12 protein-coding genes are annotated in these 18,330 nt (G+C 70.6%); 7 read left to right on the top strand and 5 right to left on the bottom strand.

Features of this window, described 5'->3' with window-relative positions:
* Positions 1-27 precede the first annotated feature (27 nt).
* Positions 28-921, top strand: a complete 894-nt coding sequence (locus ACIHFD_RS00475; protein ID WP_350723205.1) for a sugar kinase — start codon at positions 28-30, stop codon at positions 919-921.
* 79 nt (positions 922-1,000) lie between these two features.
* Complete coding sequence (locus ACIHFD_RS00470; RefSeq protein WP_397364948.1) at positions 1,001-3,700, top strand: ABC transporter substrate-binding protein; 2,700 nt, start codon at positions 1,001-1,003, stop codon at positions 3,698-3,700.
* A 5-nt stretch (positions 3,701-3,705) separates the two neighbouring features.
* Here ACIHFD_RS00470 and ACIHFD_RS00465 read toward each other — a convergent pair whose 3' ends face one another.
* Positions 3,706-5,811, bottom strand: a complete 2,106-nt coding sequence (locus ACIHFD_RS00465; protein WP_355194080.1) for a RecQ family ATP-dependent DNA helicase — start codon at positions 5,809-5,811, stop codon at positions 3,706-3,708.
* A 103-nt stretch (positions 5,812-5,914) separates the two neighbouring features.
* A complete protein-coding gene (locus ACIHFD_RS00460; protein WP_363966231.1) occupies positions 5,915-6,736 on the bottom strand; it encodes a TauD/TfdA family dioxygenase in 822 nt (273 codons plus the stop codon).
* A 158-nt stretch (positions 6,737-6,894) separates the two neighbouring features.
* On the opposite strand from ACIHFD_RS00460, the gene ACIHFD_RS00455 reads away from it, so the two are divergent.
* Both ACIHFD_RS00455 and ACIHFD_RS00450 read left to right on the top strand, forming a co-directional pair.
* Complete coding sequence (locus ACIHFD_RS00455) at positions 6,895-9,399, top strand: DNA topoisomerase (ATP-hydrolyzing) subunit A (protein WP_397364947.1); 2,505 nt, start codon at positions 6,895-6,897, stop codon at positions 9,397-9,399.
* A gap of 105 nt (positions 9,400-9,504) precedes the next feature.
* On the top strand, positions 9,505-12,552 hold the full coding sequence (locus ACIHFD_RS00450) for a glycoside hydrolase family 3 N-terminal domain-containing protein (protein ID WP_397364946.1): 3,048 nt from the start codon (positions 9,505-9,507) through the stop codon (positions 12,550-12,552).
* Between the two features lie 46 nt (positions 12,553-12,598).
* On the opposite strand, the gene ACIHFD_RS00445 is transcribed toward ACIHFD_RS00450, so the two are convergent.
* Positions 12,599-12,970 (bottom strand): VOC family protein, encoded by a 372-nt coding sequence (locus ACIHFD_RS00445; RefSeq protein WP_397364945.1) that lies wholly within the window; start codon positions 12,968-12,970, stop codon positions 12,599-12,601.
* Between the two features lie 75 nt (positions 12,971-13,045).
* On the opposite strand from ACIHFD_RS00445, the gene ACIHFD_RS00440 reads away from it, so the two are divergent.
* On the top strand, positions 13,046-13,609 hold the full coding sequence (locus ACIHFD_RS00440) for a thioredoxin family protein (protein WP_355204557.1): 564 nt from the start codon (positions 13,046-13,048) through the stop codon (positions 13,607-13,609).
* Positions 13,610-13,933: 324 nt separating this feature from the next.
* Here ACIHFD_RS00440 and ACIHFD_RS00435 read toward each other — a convergent pair whose 3' ends face one another.
* On the bottom strand, positions 13,934-14,251 hold the full coding sequence (locus tag ACIHFD_RS00435; protein WP_350739125.1) for a hypothetical protein: 318 nt from the start codon (positions 14,249-14,251) through the stop codon (positions 13,934-13,936).
* A gap of 139 nt (positions 14,252-14,390) precedes the next feature.
* On the opposite strand from ACIHFD_RS00435, the gene ACIHFD_RS00430 reads away from it, so the two are divergent.
* On the top strand, positions 14,391-14,885 hold the full coding sequence (locus tag ACIHFD_RS00430) for a carbonic anhydrase (RefSeq protein ID WP_350739128.1): 495 nt from the start codon (positions 14,391-14,393) through the stop codon (positions 14,883-14,885).
* Positions 14,886-15,542: 657 nt separating this feature from the next.
* Here ACIHFD_RS00430 and ACIHFD_RS00425 read toward each other — a convergent pair.
* Complete coding sequence (locus ACIHFD_RS00425) at positions 15,543-17,609, bottom strand: DNA topoisomerase IV subunit B (protein ID WP_350739129.1); 2,067 nt, start codon at positions 17,607-17,609, stop codon at positions 15,543-15,545.
* A 247-nt stretch (positions 17,610-17,856) separates the two neighbouring features.
* Here ACIHFD_RS00425 and ACIHFD_RS00420 point away from each other — a divergent pair, with 247 nt between their 5' ends.
* A complete protein-coding gene (locus ACIHFD_RS00420) occupies positions 17,857-18,087 on the top strand; it encodes a hypothetical protein (protein ID WP_139635676.1) in 231 nt (76 codons plus the stop codon).
* The last annotated feature ends 243 nt before the right edge of the window (positions 18,088-18,330 follow it).

Below are 18,330 nucleotides of genomic sequence, written 5' to 3'. Positions count from 1 at the left end.
TTCTGAAGGCAGCAAGGTGGTGACATCATGACGCGGGTCGTCGTGGTGGGCGATCTCATGACCGACGCGGTCGCGCGCGCCCGTTATGCGCTTGCCAGGGCGAGTGACACCCCGGCGATCGTGACCATGCACGGCGGCGGCTCGGGGGCCAACATCGCCTCGTGGCTCGCCGTCGAAGGCGCCGAGGTGGCCTTCATCGGCCGCAGGGGCGCCGACATCACGGGGCGTAACCGCGACATGGAGCTGATGGGCTACGGCGTCGACGCCCGGCTCGTCATGGACCCTGAGCGGCCCACCGGCACCTGCGTGGTGCTCGTCACGCACAAGGGCGAGCGCACCATGCTCTCCGACCCCGGTGCCAACGCCGCGCTGTCGCCCGAGGACCTGCCGCGTGACCTGTTCTCCAGCGGCGCGCACCTCCACCTGTCCGGCTACACGCTGATCAACGAGGGCTCGCGCGACGCGGGCCTGGCCGCGCTCGACATGGCCAGGCGCGGCGGGATGTCGATCTCGGTCGACTGCGCCTCGTCCGCGCCCCTGGAGCGTACGGGCGCCGAGTCGTTCCTGGAGTGGACCAACGGGGTCAAGCTGCTGTTCGCCAACATCGAGCAGGCCAAGGTGCTGACCGGCCGCGACGACGCCGAGGCCGCCGCCAAGGTGCTGACGGCGTGGTTCCCGCAGGTCGTCATCAAGATGAACTCCGAAGGTGCGCTGTGGTACGCCAACGGCCGCCCCGACCCGGTCCACGTGGCCGCCGAGCCGGTCGACAAGATCGTGGACGGCACGGGTGCCGGAGACGCGTTCAGCGCCGGTTTCCTGCCCGTCTGGCTGGCGGGCAAGCCGCCGACCGAGTCGCTGGCCGCCGGCTGCCGGCTGGCCGCGAAGGCCATCGCGCACCTGGGCGCCCGCCCGCCGTTCTAGTCCCACAGGGCTCCGTTGTGAGCGGTCCTGCACCGCTATGGTGGAGAAAGTCGGGATGAGCGCGAAATAAGGGAGCCGGATGCGCGGCGTGCGTCCGTTACGGCCGGGCGACCCCACATCGGTGGGCTCGTACAAGGTCACCGGTTTTCTCGGCGAGGGTGGTCAGGGCAGCGTCTACCTCGGCGCCTCCCCTTCCGGCGAGCAGGTCGCGATCAAGCTGCTGCACGCCAGGTTCGCCGACGACGAGCAGGCGGTACGCCGCTTCCGCCGAGAGGCCGAGGCGGCACGGCGGGTGGCCGAGTTCTGCACGGCACGCGTGCTCGAGGTCGGGGCCGTCAACGACCAGCCCTTCATCGTCGGCGAGTACGTCGACGGGCCCTCCCTGCAGCACCAGGTCACCAAGGAAGGCCCCGTCCAGGGCCCGGCGCTCATGCGGCTGGCGATCACCACCGCCACGGCCCTGGTGGCCATCCACGGGTCCGGGGTCGTCCACCGGGACTTCAAGCCCAGCAACGTGCTGCTCGGGCCGGACGGGCCCCGCGTGATCGACTTCGGCATCGCCCGGGCGCTCGACATCAGCCAGAGCCTGACCACCGGCATCGTGGGGACGCCCGCGTTCATGGCCCCCGAGCAGTTCCTCGGAGAGGCCCCTCCGGCGAGCGACGTGTTCGCCTGGGCGGGCACCATGATCTTCGCCGCCACCGGGCGCGGGGCCTTCGGCTTCGGGCCGCTGCCCGTGGTCATGCACCGCATCCTCAACCTGGACGCCGACCTGAACGGCGTGCCACCGGAGTTGGCGCCGCTGCTGTGGGCCTGCCTGGCCAAGGATCCCCGGCGACGGCCCACCGCCGAGCAACTGATGCGGGACCTCATCCGCGCCGGCACCGCCCCGCCACCCGCCCCTCCGGAAGCTCAGCCGATCAGCGCCCCTCAGGCGAACGGGGGGCACCTCCGTCCGGGGGCACCCCCGCAGTATCCGGTCAGCGGCGCCGTACGGCCGCCGGTGCCGGGGGCCTCGACCGAGCCCTCGCGGCGGCGCGGGCAGCGGAGGGCGCTGGTCTCGATCGGGGCGGCGGCCACCGCTCTCGTGACCGGGATCTCGGTGTGGCTCGTGGCGCGGACCCATCCCGAGGACCGCCGGCCGGACCCCGCTCCCACGTCCTCCTCGCCCGTGGCGGCCTTCGGGACGGCCGTGACCTCCGTGGCGGACCCTTCGGCCAGGAAGGGCGGGACCCTGCGCGTCGTCTCACCGTACGAGCTGGAGTCCGTCGATCCGGGGAACATGTACACGACGGAGTCCCTGAACCTGGTCCGGCTCTACGGGCGTTCGCTGACGATGTTCAAGCCGGTGCCGGGGGCCGCCGGGACGCAGGTCGTGCCGGACCTGGCCGAATCGCTCGGGGCGCCGGGTGACGGCGGCAAAACCTGGACGTACAAACTCCGACAAGGCGTGAAATATCAGGACGGCACGCCGATCACCTCCGAGGACGTCAAGTACGCGATCCTGCGGAGCATGGATCCCTCCCGCACCCTGGGATCGAGCCACTTCGACCTCATGCTCGACCTCCCCGCCAGCTACCGGGGCCCCGCCAAGTCATCGAGCGCGAACACCGACTCGGCCATCCAGACCCCCGACGAGCGGACGATCGTGTTCCGTCTGAAGCGGCCGTACGCGACGTTCGACGACGTCGTGCAGCTCCCCGAGACCGTCCCCGTGCCGAAGGCCAAGGACACGCAGGGCAGCGTCCTCGCCTCCGGCCCGTACAAGATCGAGAGCGTGTCCGCCGACAAGAAGAAGCTCGTCCTCACCCGCAACGACCAGTGGGCCGCCGCCACGGACCCCAACCGCGACCCGCTCCCCGACCGGTACGAGATCGACTACCAGGTCACCGACGCCGAGCAGCGGCTGCGGGCCGGCACCGCCGATTTCGGCTTCGCGACCAGCTCGGCGAGCAGCGAGGCCGCGGCGCTCGCCGACCCGGCGCTCAGGAAACGAGCCGACGTCCCGGTGGGCACGTCCGTGCGCATGCTGGCGATCAACCCGCAGGTGGCGCCGTTCGACAAGGTCGACTGCCGCAGGGCGGTGGTCCGCGCGCTCAACCTCAAGAACCTCGCCCGCGCGTTCGGCGCCGGACCGGCACAGTCCCGGCTGCCCACGTCGCTCGTCCCGCCCACGGTCGCCGGCGGTCGCTGGTCCGATCCGAACCTGAAGGCCGAGGGTGACCAGCAGGCCGCCAAGCAGTCGCTGGCCGCGTGCGGGAAACCGTCCGGGTTCACCGCGAACTACGTCTATCGGGACCTGGGCGCCGAGAAGCAGATCGCCGAGGTCGTACAGAACGACCTCGGCGGGATCGGCATCGACGTCAAGCTACGGCAGGTCTCCACCGCGGAGTTCCACAAGATATACGGCGGCAACCCCGCCAACCTCAAGCGGCAGGGCATCGGCCTGATCCCCAAGTCCTGGGCACCTGACTGGCCCGACCCCGAGTCGTTCCTGTCGTTGATCGCCGACAGCAGACAGATCACCGACACGTACTCGTTCAACGTGAGCGTCCGGGCCAAGGCGATCGACGATCTCATGGACCGGGCCAGAGCCGAGCTCGACGCGGGCAAGCGGGCCGACCTGTGGACCGAGGTGGAGCAGAAGCTCGCCGACGAAGCCGTGCTCGTGCCGCTGGTCTGGGTATGCCCGGTGCTGCTACGCGGCCAGAACGCCGCCAACGTCCACGTCAGCCCCGTCTTTGGCAACTACGACCTGCTCACCATGGGCCTCAAGTAGGCGCCTCACGAGGTGACGGCCAGGGCGAGCGGGAGGACCGCCGGAGCGCCCGCGTGCCTGATCAGGGCCGCCGCCAGCGTCATCGTCCACCCCGTGTCGACGCGGTCGTCCACCAGCAGCACCGGCCCGCCGCACTGCGCGATCGAGGCGCCCAGCTCCTTGGGCATGGCGAGCGTCCCCCGGACGGCCTGCACCCGCTTCGCGCTGTTGAACTGCTGCCCGGGCGCTCCCGCCCGATAGCCCAGCTCGCCGAGGTAGGACAGCCGGCCCACGGACGCCAGCCGCTCGGCGAAGCTCCGCACCAGCGTGGGGCGGGTCGCGGACGGAACGCTGACCACGGCCACGGGCCGCTCGCGCCATTCCCAGGACGCCAGCACCTGCACCACGGCCTTGAACACGTCGTCGGACACCGGCCCGTCGCCCCCGTGGAACAGCTCCCGCAGCCGGTTGCCCCAGCCGATGTCGGTCAGCCGCCCGAGCGCGCGGCCGGGCTCGGCGCCCAGCTCCGGCTTGATCCGCCCGGACAGGTCGGCCAGCCCGGTGGGCCACTGCCTGCGGGCCTCGATCTCGACGCCGGGCCTGCTCAGCCGCTGGCGGGCGCCCTCGACGGCCTGCGCGCCGATCTCCGGCGAGCGGTGCCGCCCGGTGCAGTTGTCGCAGCGGCCGCACGGCGTGGCGGTCTCGTCGTCGAGGTGCCTGCGCAGGAACTGCTCCCGGCACTCGGACGTCGTCAGATACCCCAGCATGGCCTCCTGCTCGGCCCTGCGCTCGGCGGCGATGCGGGTGTAACGCTCGACGTCGTACGCCCACGGCTCGCCGGTGGCCTCCCAGCCGCCCTTGACCCGCCGGACCGCGCCGTCCACGTCGAGCACCTTGAGCATCATCTCCAGCCGGCTCCGGCTCAGGTCGACCGCCGTCTCCAGCGCCGGGGTGGACATGACGCCGCGCTCTTCGAGCGTCTGGAGCGTGGTCCGTACGACGGGCTCGGGCGGGAACGCCAGCGAGGCGAAATATGACCAGATATCCCGATCCTCGGTGCCCGGCAGCAGGATCACCTCGGCCCGCTCGACCCCGCGCCCGGCCCGGCCGACCTGCTGGTAGTAGGCGACGGGCGACTGCGGCGCCCCCACGTGCACCACAAACCCCAGATCGGGCTTGTCGAACCCCATCCCCAGCGCGCTCGTCGCCACCAGTGCCTTGAGCTTGTTGGTCAGCAGCGCCTCCTCGGCGGCCAGCCGCTCGGCCGGGTCGGTCTGCCCGGAGTAGGCGGCCACCTCGAACCCCTGGTCGCGCAGGTATCCGGCGATCTCGTGGGCGGCGGCGACGGTGAGGGTGTAGACGATGCCGGAGCCGGGCAGCTCGCGCAGCGTCTGCGCCAGCCAGGCCAGCCGCTGCTCGGCGGTGGGCAGGCGCACGACGCTCAGATGCAGGCTCTCCCGCTCCAGCGCCCCGCGCAGCACCAGCGTGCCGTCGCCGTCGTCGCCGGGCAGGCGCATCTGCTCGGCCACGTCACGGGTGACGCGGGCGTTGGCGGTGGCGGTGGTGGCCAGGACGGGGATGCCCGGCGGCAGCTCCTCGAACAGCGTGGCCAGCCTGCGGTAGTCGGGCCGGAAGTCGTGGCCCCAGTCGGAGATGCAGTGGGCCTCGTCCACCACCACGAGCCCGGCGCTCTCGGCCAGCTCGGGCAGGACGTTGTCGCGGAAGTCGGGGTTGTTGAGCCGCTCGGGGCTGACCAGCAGCACGTCGACCAGGCCCTCGGCGACCTCGCCGTAGATCTCCTCCCACGCCTCGGGGTTGGCGGAGTTGATCGTGACGGCCCTGATGCCGGCCCGCTCGGCGGCGGCGATCTGGTTGCGCATGAGCGCCAGCAGCGGCGAGACGATGACCGTGGGGCCCTCGCCGAGCTCGCGCAGGAGCCCGGTGGCCACGAAGTAGACGGCCGACTTGCCCCAGCCGGTACGCTGCACGACGAGCACCCGCCGCCGATCCAGCACCAGCGCCTCGATCGCGGCCCACTGGTCCTCGCGCAGCACGGCGTGCTCCCCGGCCAGGGCCCGCAACCGCTCCTCGGCCTCTTCACGCAGCATCGCGACATCGGGGGCTTCACTCATGCCCCCCTTGTTACCAGCTTTCTCCGACGGAATGGGCCGCCGACCGCCATACCCGCCCCGCATTCGGTGGAACTGTGACCTCAGGGGGGCTCACCCGCACCCGCTATTTGTCGGCGTGCTCGGGGAAGGCGTTGATGGTGACGCGGTGCATGCGGCGGCGCTCGGTGTAGTCGGCCACCGCGTAGTGCTGGGTCGGGCGGTTGTCCCAGAACGCCAGCGTGCCGGGCCGCCACCGCAGCCGGAGCTGGTACTCCGGCGACCGGATGTGGTCGATCAGGAGCGGCAGCAGCGCCTCGTTCTCCCGGTCCGTCAGCCCCACCAGGCGGGTCGTGGAGGCGCGGTTGACGAACAGGGCCTTGCGGCCGGTCTCCGGGTGCACGCGCACCACCGGGCGCACCATCGGCGGCCACTTGGCCTGGATCTCGGCCAGGTCGAACGGGTGCCCCTTCGCGATCGCCTTCTTCATCGACATCGTGATGTCGTGCTCGGCGGTCAGCTCGTCGCACAGCCGCTGCAGCGACGGCGAGAGCGTCTCGTACGCCAGGTACGTGTTCGCCCAGCACGTGTCCCCGCCCACGCTGGGCAGCTGGACGCAGCGGAGCAGGGAGCCCATCGGCGGGGTGGGCTCGAAGGTGTTGTCGCTGTGCCACTCGTCCCCGCCCTCGCCCTTCGGTGAGGTCTGGTCGAGGACGTGGATGGGGCTGGTGGAGTCCTTCTTGAAGGCCGGGTGGTTGAGCGTGCCGAAGTTCAGGGCGAATTGCAGGTGCTGTTCGTCGTCGATGTGCTGGTCGCGGAAGAACAGCACGAGGTGCCTGAGCCAGCCGGCCCGCAGGGTGGCGACCTCTTCCTGCGACAGCGGTTTGCGCAGATCGACCCCGGTGACCTCGGCGCCGATATGCATGGTCACGGGATGGAACTCGATCATGACGCCTCCGGATACAGGTGGGAACCCTCGGCCCGAACGTACGACCCAAGCAATTGCTTGGTCAAGGGGCGTCCGGGAGAGCCTTCCGTACACGCCGCGCGCGACTTGTGACGCCAACGAGTCGCGGGCACCCGAATACCTTCGGCACAATGTTCGACATGGCCCGACGCACGACTGCACCCCCGCCCGAGGACTTCGAGGAGCGGATCGTCGACATCGACGTCACCTCCGAGATGCGCACCAGCTATCTCGAGTACGCCTACTCGGTGATCTACCAGCGCGCCCTGCCCGACGCGCGCGACGGCCTCAAGCCCGTGCAGCGTCGCATCCTCTACTCGATGAGCGAGATGGGCCTGCGCCCGGATCGCGGCCACGTCAAGTCGTCGCGCGTCGTCGGCGACGTCATGGGCAAGCTGCACCCCCACGGTGACAGCGCCATCTACGACGCCCTGGTGCGCCTGGCGCAGCCGTTCTCCATGCGCCTGCCGCTCGTCGACGGCCACGGCAACTTCGGCTCGCCCGACGACCTGCCGGCCGCCATGCGATACACCGAGGCCAGGCTGGCCCCGGCGGCGATGCTCATGGTCGACTCCCTCGACGAGGACACCGTCGACTTCAAGCCCAACTACGACGGCCAGGAGACCGAGCCGGTCGTCATGCCGTCGGCGTTCCCCAACCTGCTGGTCAACGGCACCAGCGGCATCGCGGTCGGCATGGCCACCAACATGGCGCCGCACAACCTCAACGAGGTCGTGGCCGCCGCCCGCCATCTGATCAAGAAGCCGGACGCGACGCTGGACGAGCTGATGACGTTCGTCCCGGGTCCCGACCTGCCGACGGGCGGCTCGATCATCGGGCTGCAGGGCGTGCGCGACGCGTACGAGACGGGGCGTGGCACGTTCCGCATGCGGGCCAAGTGCGCGGTCGAGCAGATCACGCCCCGCCGCAAGGGCATCGTCGTCACCGAGCTCCCCTACAACGTCGGCCCCGAGCGCGTCGTCACCAAGATCAAGGAGCTGGTGAACGCCAAGAAGCTCCAGGGCATCGCCGACCTCAAGGACCTCACCGACCGCCACAAGGGCCTCCGGCTGGTCATCGAGATCAAGAACGGCTTCATCCCCGAGGCCGTCCTGGAGGAGCTCTACCGGCTGACGCCGATGGAGGAGACGTTCGGCATCAACAACGTCGCCCTCGTCGACGGCGAGCCGCGCACGCTCGGCCTGCGCGAGATGCTCCAGGTCTACGTCGACCACCGGCTCGAGGTGGTGCGCCGCAGGTCGGAGTACAGGCGGCGCAAGCGTGAGGAGCGCCTCCACCTGGTCGACGGCCTCATCATCGCCCTGCTCAACATCGACGAGGTCATCCAGGTCATCCGCTCCTCCGACGACTCGGCCGAGGCCCGCACGCGGCTGATGGACGTGTTCGACCTGAGCGAGATCCAGGCCTCCTACATCCTGGACACGCCGCTGCGCCGGCTCACCAGGTTCGACAAACTGGAGCTGGACCGGGAGAAGGAGACGCTGAGCGACGAGATCGCCAAGCTGACCGAGATCCTCTCCTCCGACGCCAAGCTGCGCCAGGTGGTCTCGGGCGAGCTCGCCGACGTGGCCAAGAAGTACGGCATGCCGCGCCGCACCGTCCTGCTGGAGGCGCCGGGCGTCACCCGCACCCCGGTCGCGGTCGTGGACCTGCAGGTGGCCGACGACCCGTGCCTGGCGCTGCTGTCCTCGACCGGCCTGCTGGCCCGCACCTCCGACGCCACGCCGCTGTCCGGCGAGGGCGAACGGTCGGCGCACGACGTGCTGGTGTCGGTCGTGAAGACGTCCGTACGCGGCGAGGTGGGCGTGGTGACGTCGCTGGGCCGGCTGATCCGGATCCAGGTCGTCGACCTGCCGACCCTGCCGACCACGGCCAACCCGCCGTCCCTGTCGGGCGGGCACCCGGTGTCCGAATACGTCTCGCTGCAGCCCGACGAGAAGGTCGTCGGCCTGGGCTCCCTCGACCCCGACGGCCCCGGCCTGGCCCTCGGCACGGCGCAGGGCGTGGTCAAGCGGGTGGTGCCCGACTATCCGGCCAACCGCGACGACTTCGAAGTGATCACGTTGAAGGACGGCGACATCGTGGTGGGCGCGGTCGAGCTGGTGTCGGAGTCGCACGACCTGGTGTTCATCTCGTCCGACGCCCAGCTCCTGCGCTACCCGGCCTCGCAGGTGCGCCCGCAGGGCCGCCCGGCGGGCGGCATGGCGGGCATCCGGCTCGACGACGGGGCGCGGGTGATCTGGTTCGGGGTGGTGGATCCCGAGCGTCCCGCGCAGGTGGTCACGATCGCGGGCTCCTCGACCGCGCTGCCCGGCACGCAGGTGGGCGGCGGCAAGCTGTCCGACTACGCCGAGTTCCCGGCCAAGGGGCGGGCGACGGGCGGGGTCCGGGCGCAGCGGTTCCTGAAGGGCGAGGACGAACTGCTGCTGGCGTGGGCCGGCCCGGCGCCGGCCAAGGCGGTCTCGGCGGTGGGCAAGCCCGTGCCGCTGCCGGAGGAGATCGGCCGGCGCGACGGCTCGGGCGTGCGGCTGACCAACACCATCGGCGCGATCGGCGGCGCCCTCGCCTCTGGGCCCGAGGCCCTGCCGTCCGGGTCGGCCCCGGACGAGCAGACGTCCCTCTGACGGCGCCGGGCGCCCGCGACCAGCGGGCGCCCGCTCCGTTGTTATGAATCACGGATCGGCACCGATCTCTCCTGAGAGAGCGCTCTCTCTCCCACTGGAGGTACCGTGTTCCGATCCAGATGCCCGTTATGGGTGGCTCTTTCCCTGCTCGCCGCCCTGATCGTCGCACCACGGGCGGCCGCGGCCGCCGACCCCCTCACGATCACCGATTTCGAGTCGGACAGCGTTCCCTCAGGCGTGTACGCCTGGGGCAACGACGCGGCCTCGACCCCCACGCTCACGATCGAGCCCGGCCCCGGCAGGCCGGGAGCCCCGGCGACCAACCGGGTGCTCAAGTCGGTCTACAACGTGAGCCAGTGGGGCGGCTGGTCGCACGATCTGGCCGCCACCCAGGACTGGTCCCCGTACGAGGGCTTCTCCTTCTGGGTGAACGGCGCCGCCTCGGGCCAGAAGATCTTCTTCGAGGTCAAGGACGGCGGCGGCGGGGCGGGCGCCGCCGAGCTGTTCGAGTCGTCGTTCACCGACGACACGGCGGGCTGGCGGCAGGTGAAGGTGCCGTTCGGGAGCTTCACCAGGCGCGCCGACTACCAGCCCGGCGGCGCGCCGTCCGACGGTGAGCTGGACCTGGTCGCCATGTGGGGCTACTCGATGCGGCTCCCGGCCTCCTCCCAGGGCACCCTGGAGTGGGACCAGGTCGAGCTCTACGGCACCGCTCCCCCGCGCCCGGTCAGGCTGTTCACCGACCGGCCCGTCTACCCGGTGAACGAGAAGGGCGAGGCCAAGGTCAACGTCACCGTCGCCACCGCCGACGGCCGCCCCCTGCCCGCCGACCTGGCCGTGTCCTACAGGACCAGTACGGGCACCGCGACCCCCGGCGGCGACTACACGCCCGTCGAAGGCACGCTGACGTTCCCCGCGGGCACGGCGTCCGGGGCCGCCAAGGCGTTCACGGTCAAGATGCTGAAGGACGGCCAGGACGAGGTCGCCGAGACCATCCCGATCGAGCTGTCCGGCACGGGCACCAGGCCCCCGGCCGAGGCTCCGGTGGTCGTGATCAACGCGCACGGCCTCCCCTACCTGAACCCCCGCAAACCGATCAAGGAACGCGTCGCCGACCTGATCGGGCGGATGACGCTGGACGAGAAGATCGGGCAGATGACGCAGGCCGAGCGCGGCGCGCTGGGCAAGCAGAGCGACATCGCCACGTACGTGCTCGGCTCCCTGCTGTCGGGCGGCGGCTCCACCCCCTCGTCCAACACGCCGCGGGCCTGGGCCGACATGATCGACGCGTTCCAGCTCCAGGCGCAGCGGACCCGGCTCCAGGTGCCGCTGATCTACGGCGTGGACGCCGTGCACGGCCACAACAACGTGGTCGGCGCGACGATCTTCCCCCACAACGTGGGCCTGGGCGCCACCCGCGACCCCGACCTCGTCGAGCGGGCGGGCGAGATCACCGCCCGCGAGGTCAAGGCCACCGGCATCCCCTGGGACTTCGCGCCGTGCCTGTGCGTGTCGCGCGACGACCGGTGGGGGCGGGCCTACGAGTCGTTCGGGGAGGACCCGGCGCTGGTGTCGCGGATGGCCACGGTCATCGACGGCCTGCAGGACAACGGGGTGCTGGCCACGGCCAAGCACTACGTCGGCGACGGCGGCACCGCGTACGGCTCCTCGACCAGCGGCGACTACACGATCGACCAGGGCGTCACCAAGGTCGGCCGCCAGGAGCTGGAGGCGGTCCACCTGGCGCCGTTCGTGGAGGCGGTCAAGCGCGGGGTGGCCACCGTCATGCCGTCGTTCTCCAGCGTCGACTTCGGTGACGGCCCGCTCAAAATGCACGCCCACAAGGAGCTGATCACGGACGTGCTCAAGGGCCGGCTGGGCTTCAAGGGGTTCGTGATCAGCGACTGGCGGGCCATCGACCAGATCCCCGGCGACTACCCGAGCGACGTGCGCACCTCCGTCAACGCCGGGCTCGACATGATCATGGTGCCGTACGCCTACCCGGCCTTCGAGAGCACGCTGAAGGCCGAGGTCGAGGCCGGGCGCGTGCCGGTCGGCCGGGTGGACGACGCGGTCGCCAGGATCCTGACCCAGAAGTTCCGGCTGGGGCTGTTCGAGCACCCGTACGCCGACCGGTCGGGGATCGACGACGTCGGCTCGGCGGCCCACCGGGCGGTCGCGCGCACGGCGGCGGCCAGGTCGCAGGTGCTGCTGAAGAACGACGGCGGCCTGCTCCCCCTGCGCCGCGACGCCAGGATCTACGTGGCCGGCTCGAACGCCGACGACATCGGCAACCAGACCGGCGGCTGGACGATCAGCTGGCAGGGCTCGTCCGGGCCGATCACTCCCGGCACCACGATCCTGTCGGCCATCCGCTCCCGCGCGTCCTCCGTGACGTACTCCCGCGACGCCGCGGCCGAGCCGGCCGGGCACGACGTGGGCGTCGTGGTGGTGGGCGAGACCCCGTACGCCGAGGGGCAGGGCGACGTGGGCCGCGCCGGGCGCACGCTGGAGCTGTCGGCCGCCGACCGGGGAGCGATCGACAAGGTGTGCGGGGCGATGAAGTGCGCGGTCCTGGTCGTCTCCGGGCGTCCGCTGCAGCTCGGCGACCTGTCGGGCGTCGAGGCCGTGGTGGCCTCCTGGCTGCCGGGCACCGAGGGCGCGGGGGTGGCCGACCCGCTGTTCGGGGCGGTGCCGTACACGGGGCGGCTGCCGTTCACCTGGTTCCGTTCGGTGGCGCAGCTGCCGATCAACGTGGGCGACGCGGCTTATGACCCGCTCTGGCCTTACGGGTGGGGGCTGCGTACCGACCGGGCCCGCGACCGGCTCAAGGCGGCGCGCGACCGGCTCGCCTTCGGCGACGGGTTCTCCAAGGCCGCGGCGCTGGTCCTCGCGCTGCCCGCGCGCGTCTGGAACGCCGACGGGTCCGTACGTGACGCGCGGGCCGTCCTGGGCGCCCTGGGCACGGCCGCGACGCTGCTCGAACGGTCGAAGACGGACACGTACACCGTGGACGACGCCGTCGTGTCGGTGGCCAGGGACGTCGCGCAGAGCGCGGGCAGGCGGCCCGACCTGCAGGCGGCGGCCGACCACGAACTGGCGGCGGGCAACCTGAGGAAGGCGGTGGACCTGCTGGCCCAGGCCGCCCGCTGAGGTCACGAGGGGCTGTCCCCGCCGGGGGCGGGGACAGCCCCTCACGTCAGGCGCGGCACAGGCAGAACGGGTGTCCGGCCGGATCCAGGAACACCCGGAAGCTGTCGTCCTCGCTCGGCTGGTGCTCGTGCTTGATCGCGCCGATCTCGATCACCTGCTTCTCCGCCTCGTCCATGTCGACCACCGTCACGTCGAGGTGGAGCTGCTGGGGGCGCTCCGGATCCGGCCAGGTGGGCGGCCGGAAGTCGGGCGCGAGCTGGAACCCGACTCGCTTGGGAGCCCCGCCGTCGCTCACCAGCGCCCACTCGTCATCCGCGTAGGTGACGGGCCATCCCAGCAGCCGGGAGTAGAACTCGGCCAGCGCTCCGGGGTCGGGACAGTCGAGCACGACAGTGCGGAACTCAGCGATGCCACTCACTCGATTCACCTCTCAGATTCGTTTTGCGGGCACGTCTTCGTTTTGCGGGCACGTCCGCAGACAAGAATGGATGCCATGGCTGCCAACTCGTACATGGTGCCGCTCGGCACCCCAGCACCCGCCTTCGACCTGACCGCCATCGACGGCGGCAGTGTCTCACTCGGGGATCTCAAAGGCTCGCCCGCCACTCTGGTGGTCTTCCTGTCCAACCACTGCCCGTATGTGCGCCACATCGAGAAGGGGCTGGGCGCCTTGGCCGCCGACTACGGCGCCAGGCTTTCCATAGTCGCGATCAGCAGCAATGACAGCGTGAACTACCCGGACGATGATCCGACACACCTGGCGGAGCAGGCGGCGCGGGCCGGGTTCGCGTTCCCGTACCTGCTGGACGACACCCAGGAGGTCGCCAAGGCCTACCGGGCGGCGTGCACGCCGGACTTCTTCCTGTACGACGCGCACCTGCAGCTCGTCTACCGGGGCGAGTTCGACGGCGCCAGGCCGGGCAACTCGGTGCCGGTGACCGGCGAGTCGCTGCGCGCGGCCATCGACGCCGTGCTCGAGGGCGAGCCGGTGCCCGGGGAGCAGAACCCGTCGCTCGGCTGCGGCATCAAGTGGAAGCCGGGCAACGCTCCCGCGTGATCCGGTTCCCGCCCTGCTCACCGGGCGGTGCCCAGCCGAGCAGCACCGGGACGCGGTGACGGCCGACCGACCTCGGCAAGCTGGTCTGAGGTGCCCACCGCCTGCCCCCGGCAAGCTGGTCTGAGGTGCCCACTGCCTGCCCGTGTGGCGCGTCGCCACCGCCTGCCCACGGCAGTCACCTGGTCGGCCCTGGCGGTGGGGCCGCCGGGAAGGAGCCGGCGCTGCGGCCGCGAGAAGATGGCACGCATGTTCGCCGGGTTCGACGTGCTCGAACCCGGCGGCACCCGCGTGGCGGAGCCCGCGGGCGGCGAGCGGGCGGGCCGCTCAGGCGCCCGCGGCGCTGACGGCGGGCGGGAGGGCCAGCAGCAGTTCGTGCGGCTCGCCGCCGTCCCAGTGGCGGATCAGCTGGTTGCCCCCCTCGCCGGGGTCGAAGCTCTCGCACCCCAGGGGCCCGTAGCAGCCCGCCTGGTCCAGCATGAGGATCAGCGGATCGTCCTCGGGCAGGCTGGCCGCGTAGGCGGCGGTGTCGAGGAGAGCCAGGGCCAGCCTGGCGTTGCGACCGCCGTCCTTGGACTCCACGCGGTCGAGGCGGCGCCGGGCTTGGGCACGGAGGTACTCGGCGAGCGATTCGGACCTACTCACGACAAACCTTCTTCGATCACGTACATACGGCTACGACATCATCACGCAAGGTGACGGTTTTTCGTGGGATGTTTGCCAACTCCGGCCAGTCGCCACCCCGTCCATCACTGACCTTGGGGCGCAGTGCATCATTTGTTGCATGAGTGCGTTCGACGACCTGTATGCCGCCAACGCGAGGTTTGCCAAGAAGTTCGGAAACTCCGGCCTCACCGGCCGCGCCGGCCGTGGGCTGGCCGTCGTGACCTGCATGGACTCCCGCATCGACCCGCTCGGCCTGCTGGGCCTGAAGCCCGGCGACGCCAAGATCCTGCGCAACGCGGGCGCCCGGGTGACGGACGACGTCCTGCGCACCCTGGTGCTGGCCGTCTACCTGCTCGGCGTGGAACGCGTGCTCGTCATGCCCCACACGGACTGCGGCATGGCCAAGGTCACCGACCCGGACGTCCACGCCCTCACCCAGGAACGCGGGGTGGACACCCGCAGCCTGGAGTTCCACACGGTCCCCGACCAGACCGAGGCGCTCCGCCACGACCTCACCCGCATCAGGACCAGCCCGTTCCTGCCGGAGGGCATGCCGATCGCGGGAGCCATCTACGACGTCCGCACGGGCCGGCTGACGCCTGCCGCGTTCTGAAGGAATTCACCTGGCCTGAGTGGCGCCCGGTCCGTACAGCATGACCGGGCGCCCCGGGCCCGCCCTGGGCGCGTACGAGAGGATCTCCGAGCTCTCCCCCCGTCCCCGACGGTACGAGCGCGGACGACTTCGTGGGGGCACGCGCCGGTTGCGGTTGTGGGCGGGCTCGCCATCGATGTGACGGCTCGGTGGAACCAAGGTGGTCTCGGGGACCGAAGTCGCCATCATTCCCCCGAGCACGATCTCGTACGTGCCGGCGGCCCTCACACCCCACCCCCGACCAGACGGCACCCAAGACGACGCGAGCGGCCCGCGTATCCAAAGCCCAGGACCCTCACAACCGAGCAGCCCGCACCATGGCCCTGAGAACCGTCAGCGAAGAGCCGGCGGCGCACGCGTAGGGATCCGGAGCCCCGCTCCGCGCGTCAGAGCCTCGAGAGGCCGCGCTGAGCCGCGACCCGGCGTACCACTCCAGGAGACCGCCAAACGGCCCTGCATGGCACCTCAGAGCCGCGCGCGCATGCCTCAGGAATTCCCCTGACCGTTCACAACGAGCTCACCAGCCACCCTGGGCACCCCGGGCGGTCTCTCCCTGGGCCCCTTGGGCGGCCTTCCAGACGCCCGCCGCGTACCCAACCTCACCGGACGGCAGAACGGCTAGGCGTCGATGTGGTCGCGGTCGACCTCGGCGGCGCTGTTGACGATGAACTCCCGCCGAGGCGCAACCTCGCTCCCCATGAGCAGGTTGAAGATGGCCTCGGCCTCCTCAACGTCCTCGATGCGGACGCGGCGCAGGACGCGATGGCGCGGGTCCATGGTCGTCTCGGCCAGCTGGTCGGCGTCCATCTCGCCCAGACCCTTGTACCGCTGCACGGGGTCCTTCCACCGCTTGCCCCGGCGTTCGAGATCCCGCAGCACCTTCTGCAGCTCGGCGTCCGAGTAGCAGTAGATGTACTTCTCCTTGCCCCGCCCGGGGTTGGTCAGCTCGATGCGGTGCAGCGGCGGCACGGCGGCGAACACGCGCCCCGCCTCCACCATCGGCCGCATGTAGCGGTGGAAGAGGGTCAGCAGCAGGCAGCGGATGTGGGCGCCGTCCACGTCGGCGTCGGCCATGAGGATGACCTTGCCGTAGCGGGCGGACTCGATGTCGAACGAGCGCCCGGACCCGGCCCCGACGACCTGGATGATGGCGGCGCACTCGGCGTTCTTGAGCATGTCGCTCACGGACGCCTTCTGGACGTTGAGGATCTTGCCCCGGATCGGCAGCAACGCCTGGAACTCCGAGTCGCGGGCCAGCTTGGCCGTGCCAAGGGCCGAGTCACCCTCGACGATGAACAGCTCGCTGCGGTCGATGCCGTCGCTGCGGCAGTCGACCAGCTTCGCCGGGAGCGCCGAGTTTTCCAGCGCGCTCTTGCGCCGCTGGTTGTCGCGGTGCTCGCGGGCCGCGATGCGGGCCTTGGCGGCGGCGACGATCTTCTCGAGCACAGCACGCAACTGCTGCTTGAAGCCGCGCGGCGGGTTGGTGAACAGCTCCCTCAGCTCGCGGGAGACCACGTGGGAGACGATGCGGGTGGCCGCAGAGGTGCCGAGCACCTCTTTGGTCTGGCCCTCGAACTGCGGCTCCGGCACCCGGACCGTGACCACGCCGGTCAGGCCCTCGGAGATGTCGCTGTTGGTGACGGGGTCGTCGCCGTTCTTCAGCAGGCGCGTCTCGCGCAGCAGCTCGTTGACCGTGCGCACCAGGCCGCGCTCGAACCCGGTCAGGTGGGTGCCACCCTTGGGGGTGGAGATCACGTTGACGAACGAGCGGACGGTCGACTCGTAGCCCTTGCCCCAGCGGATCGCCACGTCGACGGTGAGCTCGCGCTGCACCTCGGTGGGCGTCATGTGGCCCTGGTCGTCGAGGACCGGCACGGTCTCGTGGAAGTGGCCCAGGCCCTGCAGCCGCAGCACCTCGCACACGGCCTCGTCGCGGGCCAGGAACTCGGTGAACTCGGAGATGCCGCCGTCGAAGCGGAACTCCTCCTCGGTGCGCTCCTCGTGCCTGCTGTCGAAGACGGCCAGCGTCAGGCCGGGCACCAGGAACGCGGTCTGCCGCAGGCGCACGTGGATCTCGTCGAGCGAGACCTCGGCGTCGGGCAGGAAGATCTGCTTGTCGGCCCAGAAGCGCACACGGGTGCCGGCGACGTTCTTGGGGAGCTTGTCGCCGATGCGCAGGCCGGACTTCTTCTTGAACTTCGCGGTGGGCCCGGGGCCGTCGAAGATCCCGGGGACGCCACGGCGGAAGCTGATCTCGTGGACCTTGCCGTCGCGGTCGACCTCGACGTCCACTCGCGAGGACAGGGCGTTGACCACGGAGGCGCCCACGCCGTGCAGACCACCGGACGCGCCGTAGGAGCCGCCGCCGAACTTGCCGCCCGCGTGCAGCTTGGTATAAACCAGCTCGACCCCGGCCAGACCGCTCTTGGGCTCGATGTCGACGGGGATGCCCCGGCCGTTGTCGCGCACCTCGATGGAACCGTCGGCGTAGAGCTCGACCTCGATGCGGTCACAATGACCCGCCAGCGCCTCGTCGACGCCGTTGTCCACGATCTCCCAGAGGCAGTGCATGAGCCCGCGGCTGTCGGTGGACCCGATGTACATACCAGGGCGCTTGCGAACTGCTTCCAGGCCCTCAAGCACCGACAGGTGACGAGCCGTGTAACCCGCCTCCACTAGCGTCACTCCAGCTCCCCTGGTCTAGGCATCGAACACGTGTGCGTAGCTTACCGTTCTTCCCACACGCGCGCGTACAAGCTTGCCATGCCGACACGTTTGCCGTTACCAACCGGCTGATCGTCATTACTTTGGGACACATTCCGCTCTGGGCGTAGAGAGGGGGCGGTTGGGAACGTCCACGTCCGGTTAGATGTTGTTCCAAGTGACTGACGCCAGATCCTCGCTTCGGCGGGGGTGACCCGAAAGGCGATACGTGACTGGAGCTCTCGCCCCCGTTAAGCCGCTGACGGCCCTCGACCGCTGCGACCGCTGCGGCGCCCAGGCCTACATTCGCGCGACCCTGCCTGTGGGTGGGGAGTTGCTGTTCTGCGCCCACCACGGGCGTCAGCACATCGCAGCGCTGCGCGAAAAGGGTGCCGACATCCTGGACGAGTCGGCTCGACTCAGCGAAACCCCTTCAAATGCCCCCAACGACGAGCGCTGACGCAGCGCCTGTCGTGCTGAGATAACCACATATAGCGACAACGCAGAACGGCGACCCCGGCACCGCCCGGGGCCGCCGTTCTGCGTTCAGTCACTCTGGTATGCCCGAAGACACGCCGTCATGCACGGAGAACGGGGTTTATACGAGCGGAACGGCCGGTGCACACGCAGACGCGCGACTTCGCGGGCAGGCCGACCACTTCGCAAGCAGACGCGCGACTTCGCGACAGACACGCCGCTTCAT

It is taken from the genome of Nonomuraea sp. NPDC051941, assembly GCF_044593615.1.
The sequence above is the reverse complement of the archived record's forward strand: the minus strand, read 5'-3'. Positions and strand labels throughout refer to the sequence as shown.

Coding starts and splice junctions, on each gene's coding strand:
- ACIHFD_RS00475 (WP_350723205.1), top strand. CDS start 28: ATGACGCGGGTCGTCGTGGTGGGCGATCTCATGACCGACGCGGTCGCG.
- ACIHFD_RS00470 (WP_397364948.1), top strand. CDS start 1,001: ATGCGCGGCGTGCGTCCGTTACGGCCGGGCGACCCCACATCGGTGGGC.
- ACIHFD_RS00465 (WP_355194080.1), bottom strand. CDS start 5,811: ATGAGTGAAGCCCCCGATGTCGCGATGCTGCGTGAAGAGGCCGAGGAG.
- ACIHFD_RS00460 (WP_363966231.1), bottom strand. CDS start 6,736: ATGATCGAGTTCCATCCCGTGACCATGCATATCGGCGCCGAGGTCACC.
- ACIHFD_RS00455 (WP_397364947.1), top strand. CDS start 6,895: ATGGCCCGACGCACGACTGCACCCCCGCCCGAGGACTTCGAGGAGCGG.
- ACIHFD_RS00440 (WP_355204557.1), top strand. CDS start 13,046: ATGGCTGCCAACTCGTACATGGTGCCGCTCGGCACCCCAGCACCCGCC.
- ACIHFD_RS00430 (WP_350739128.1), top strand. CDS start 14,391: ATGAGTGCGTTCGACGACCTGTATGCCGCCAACGCGAGGTTTGCCAAG.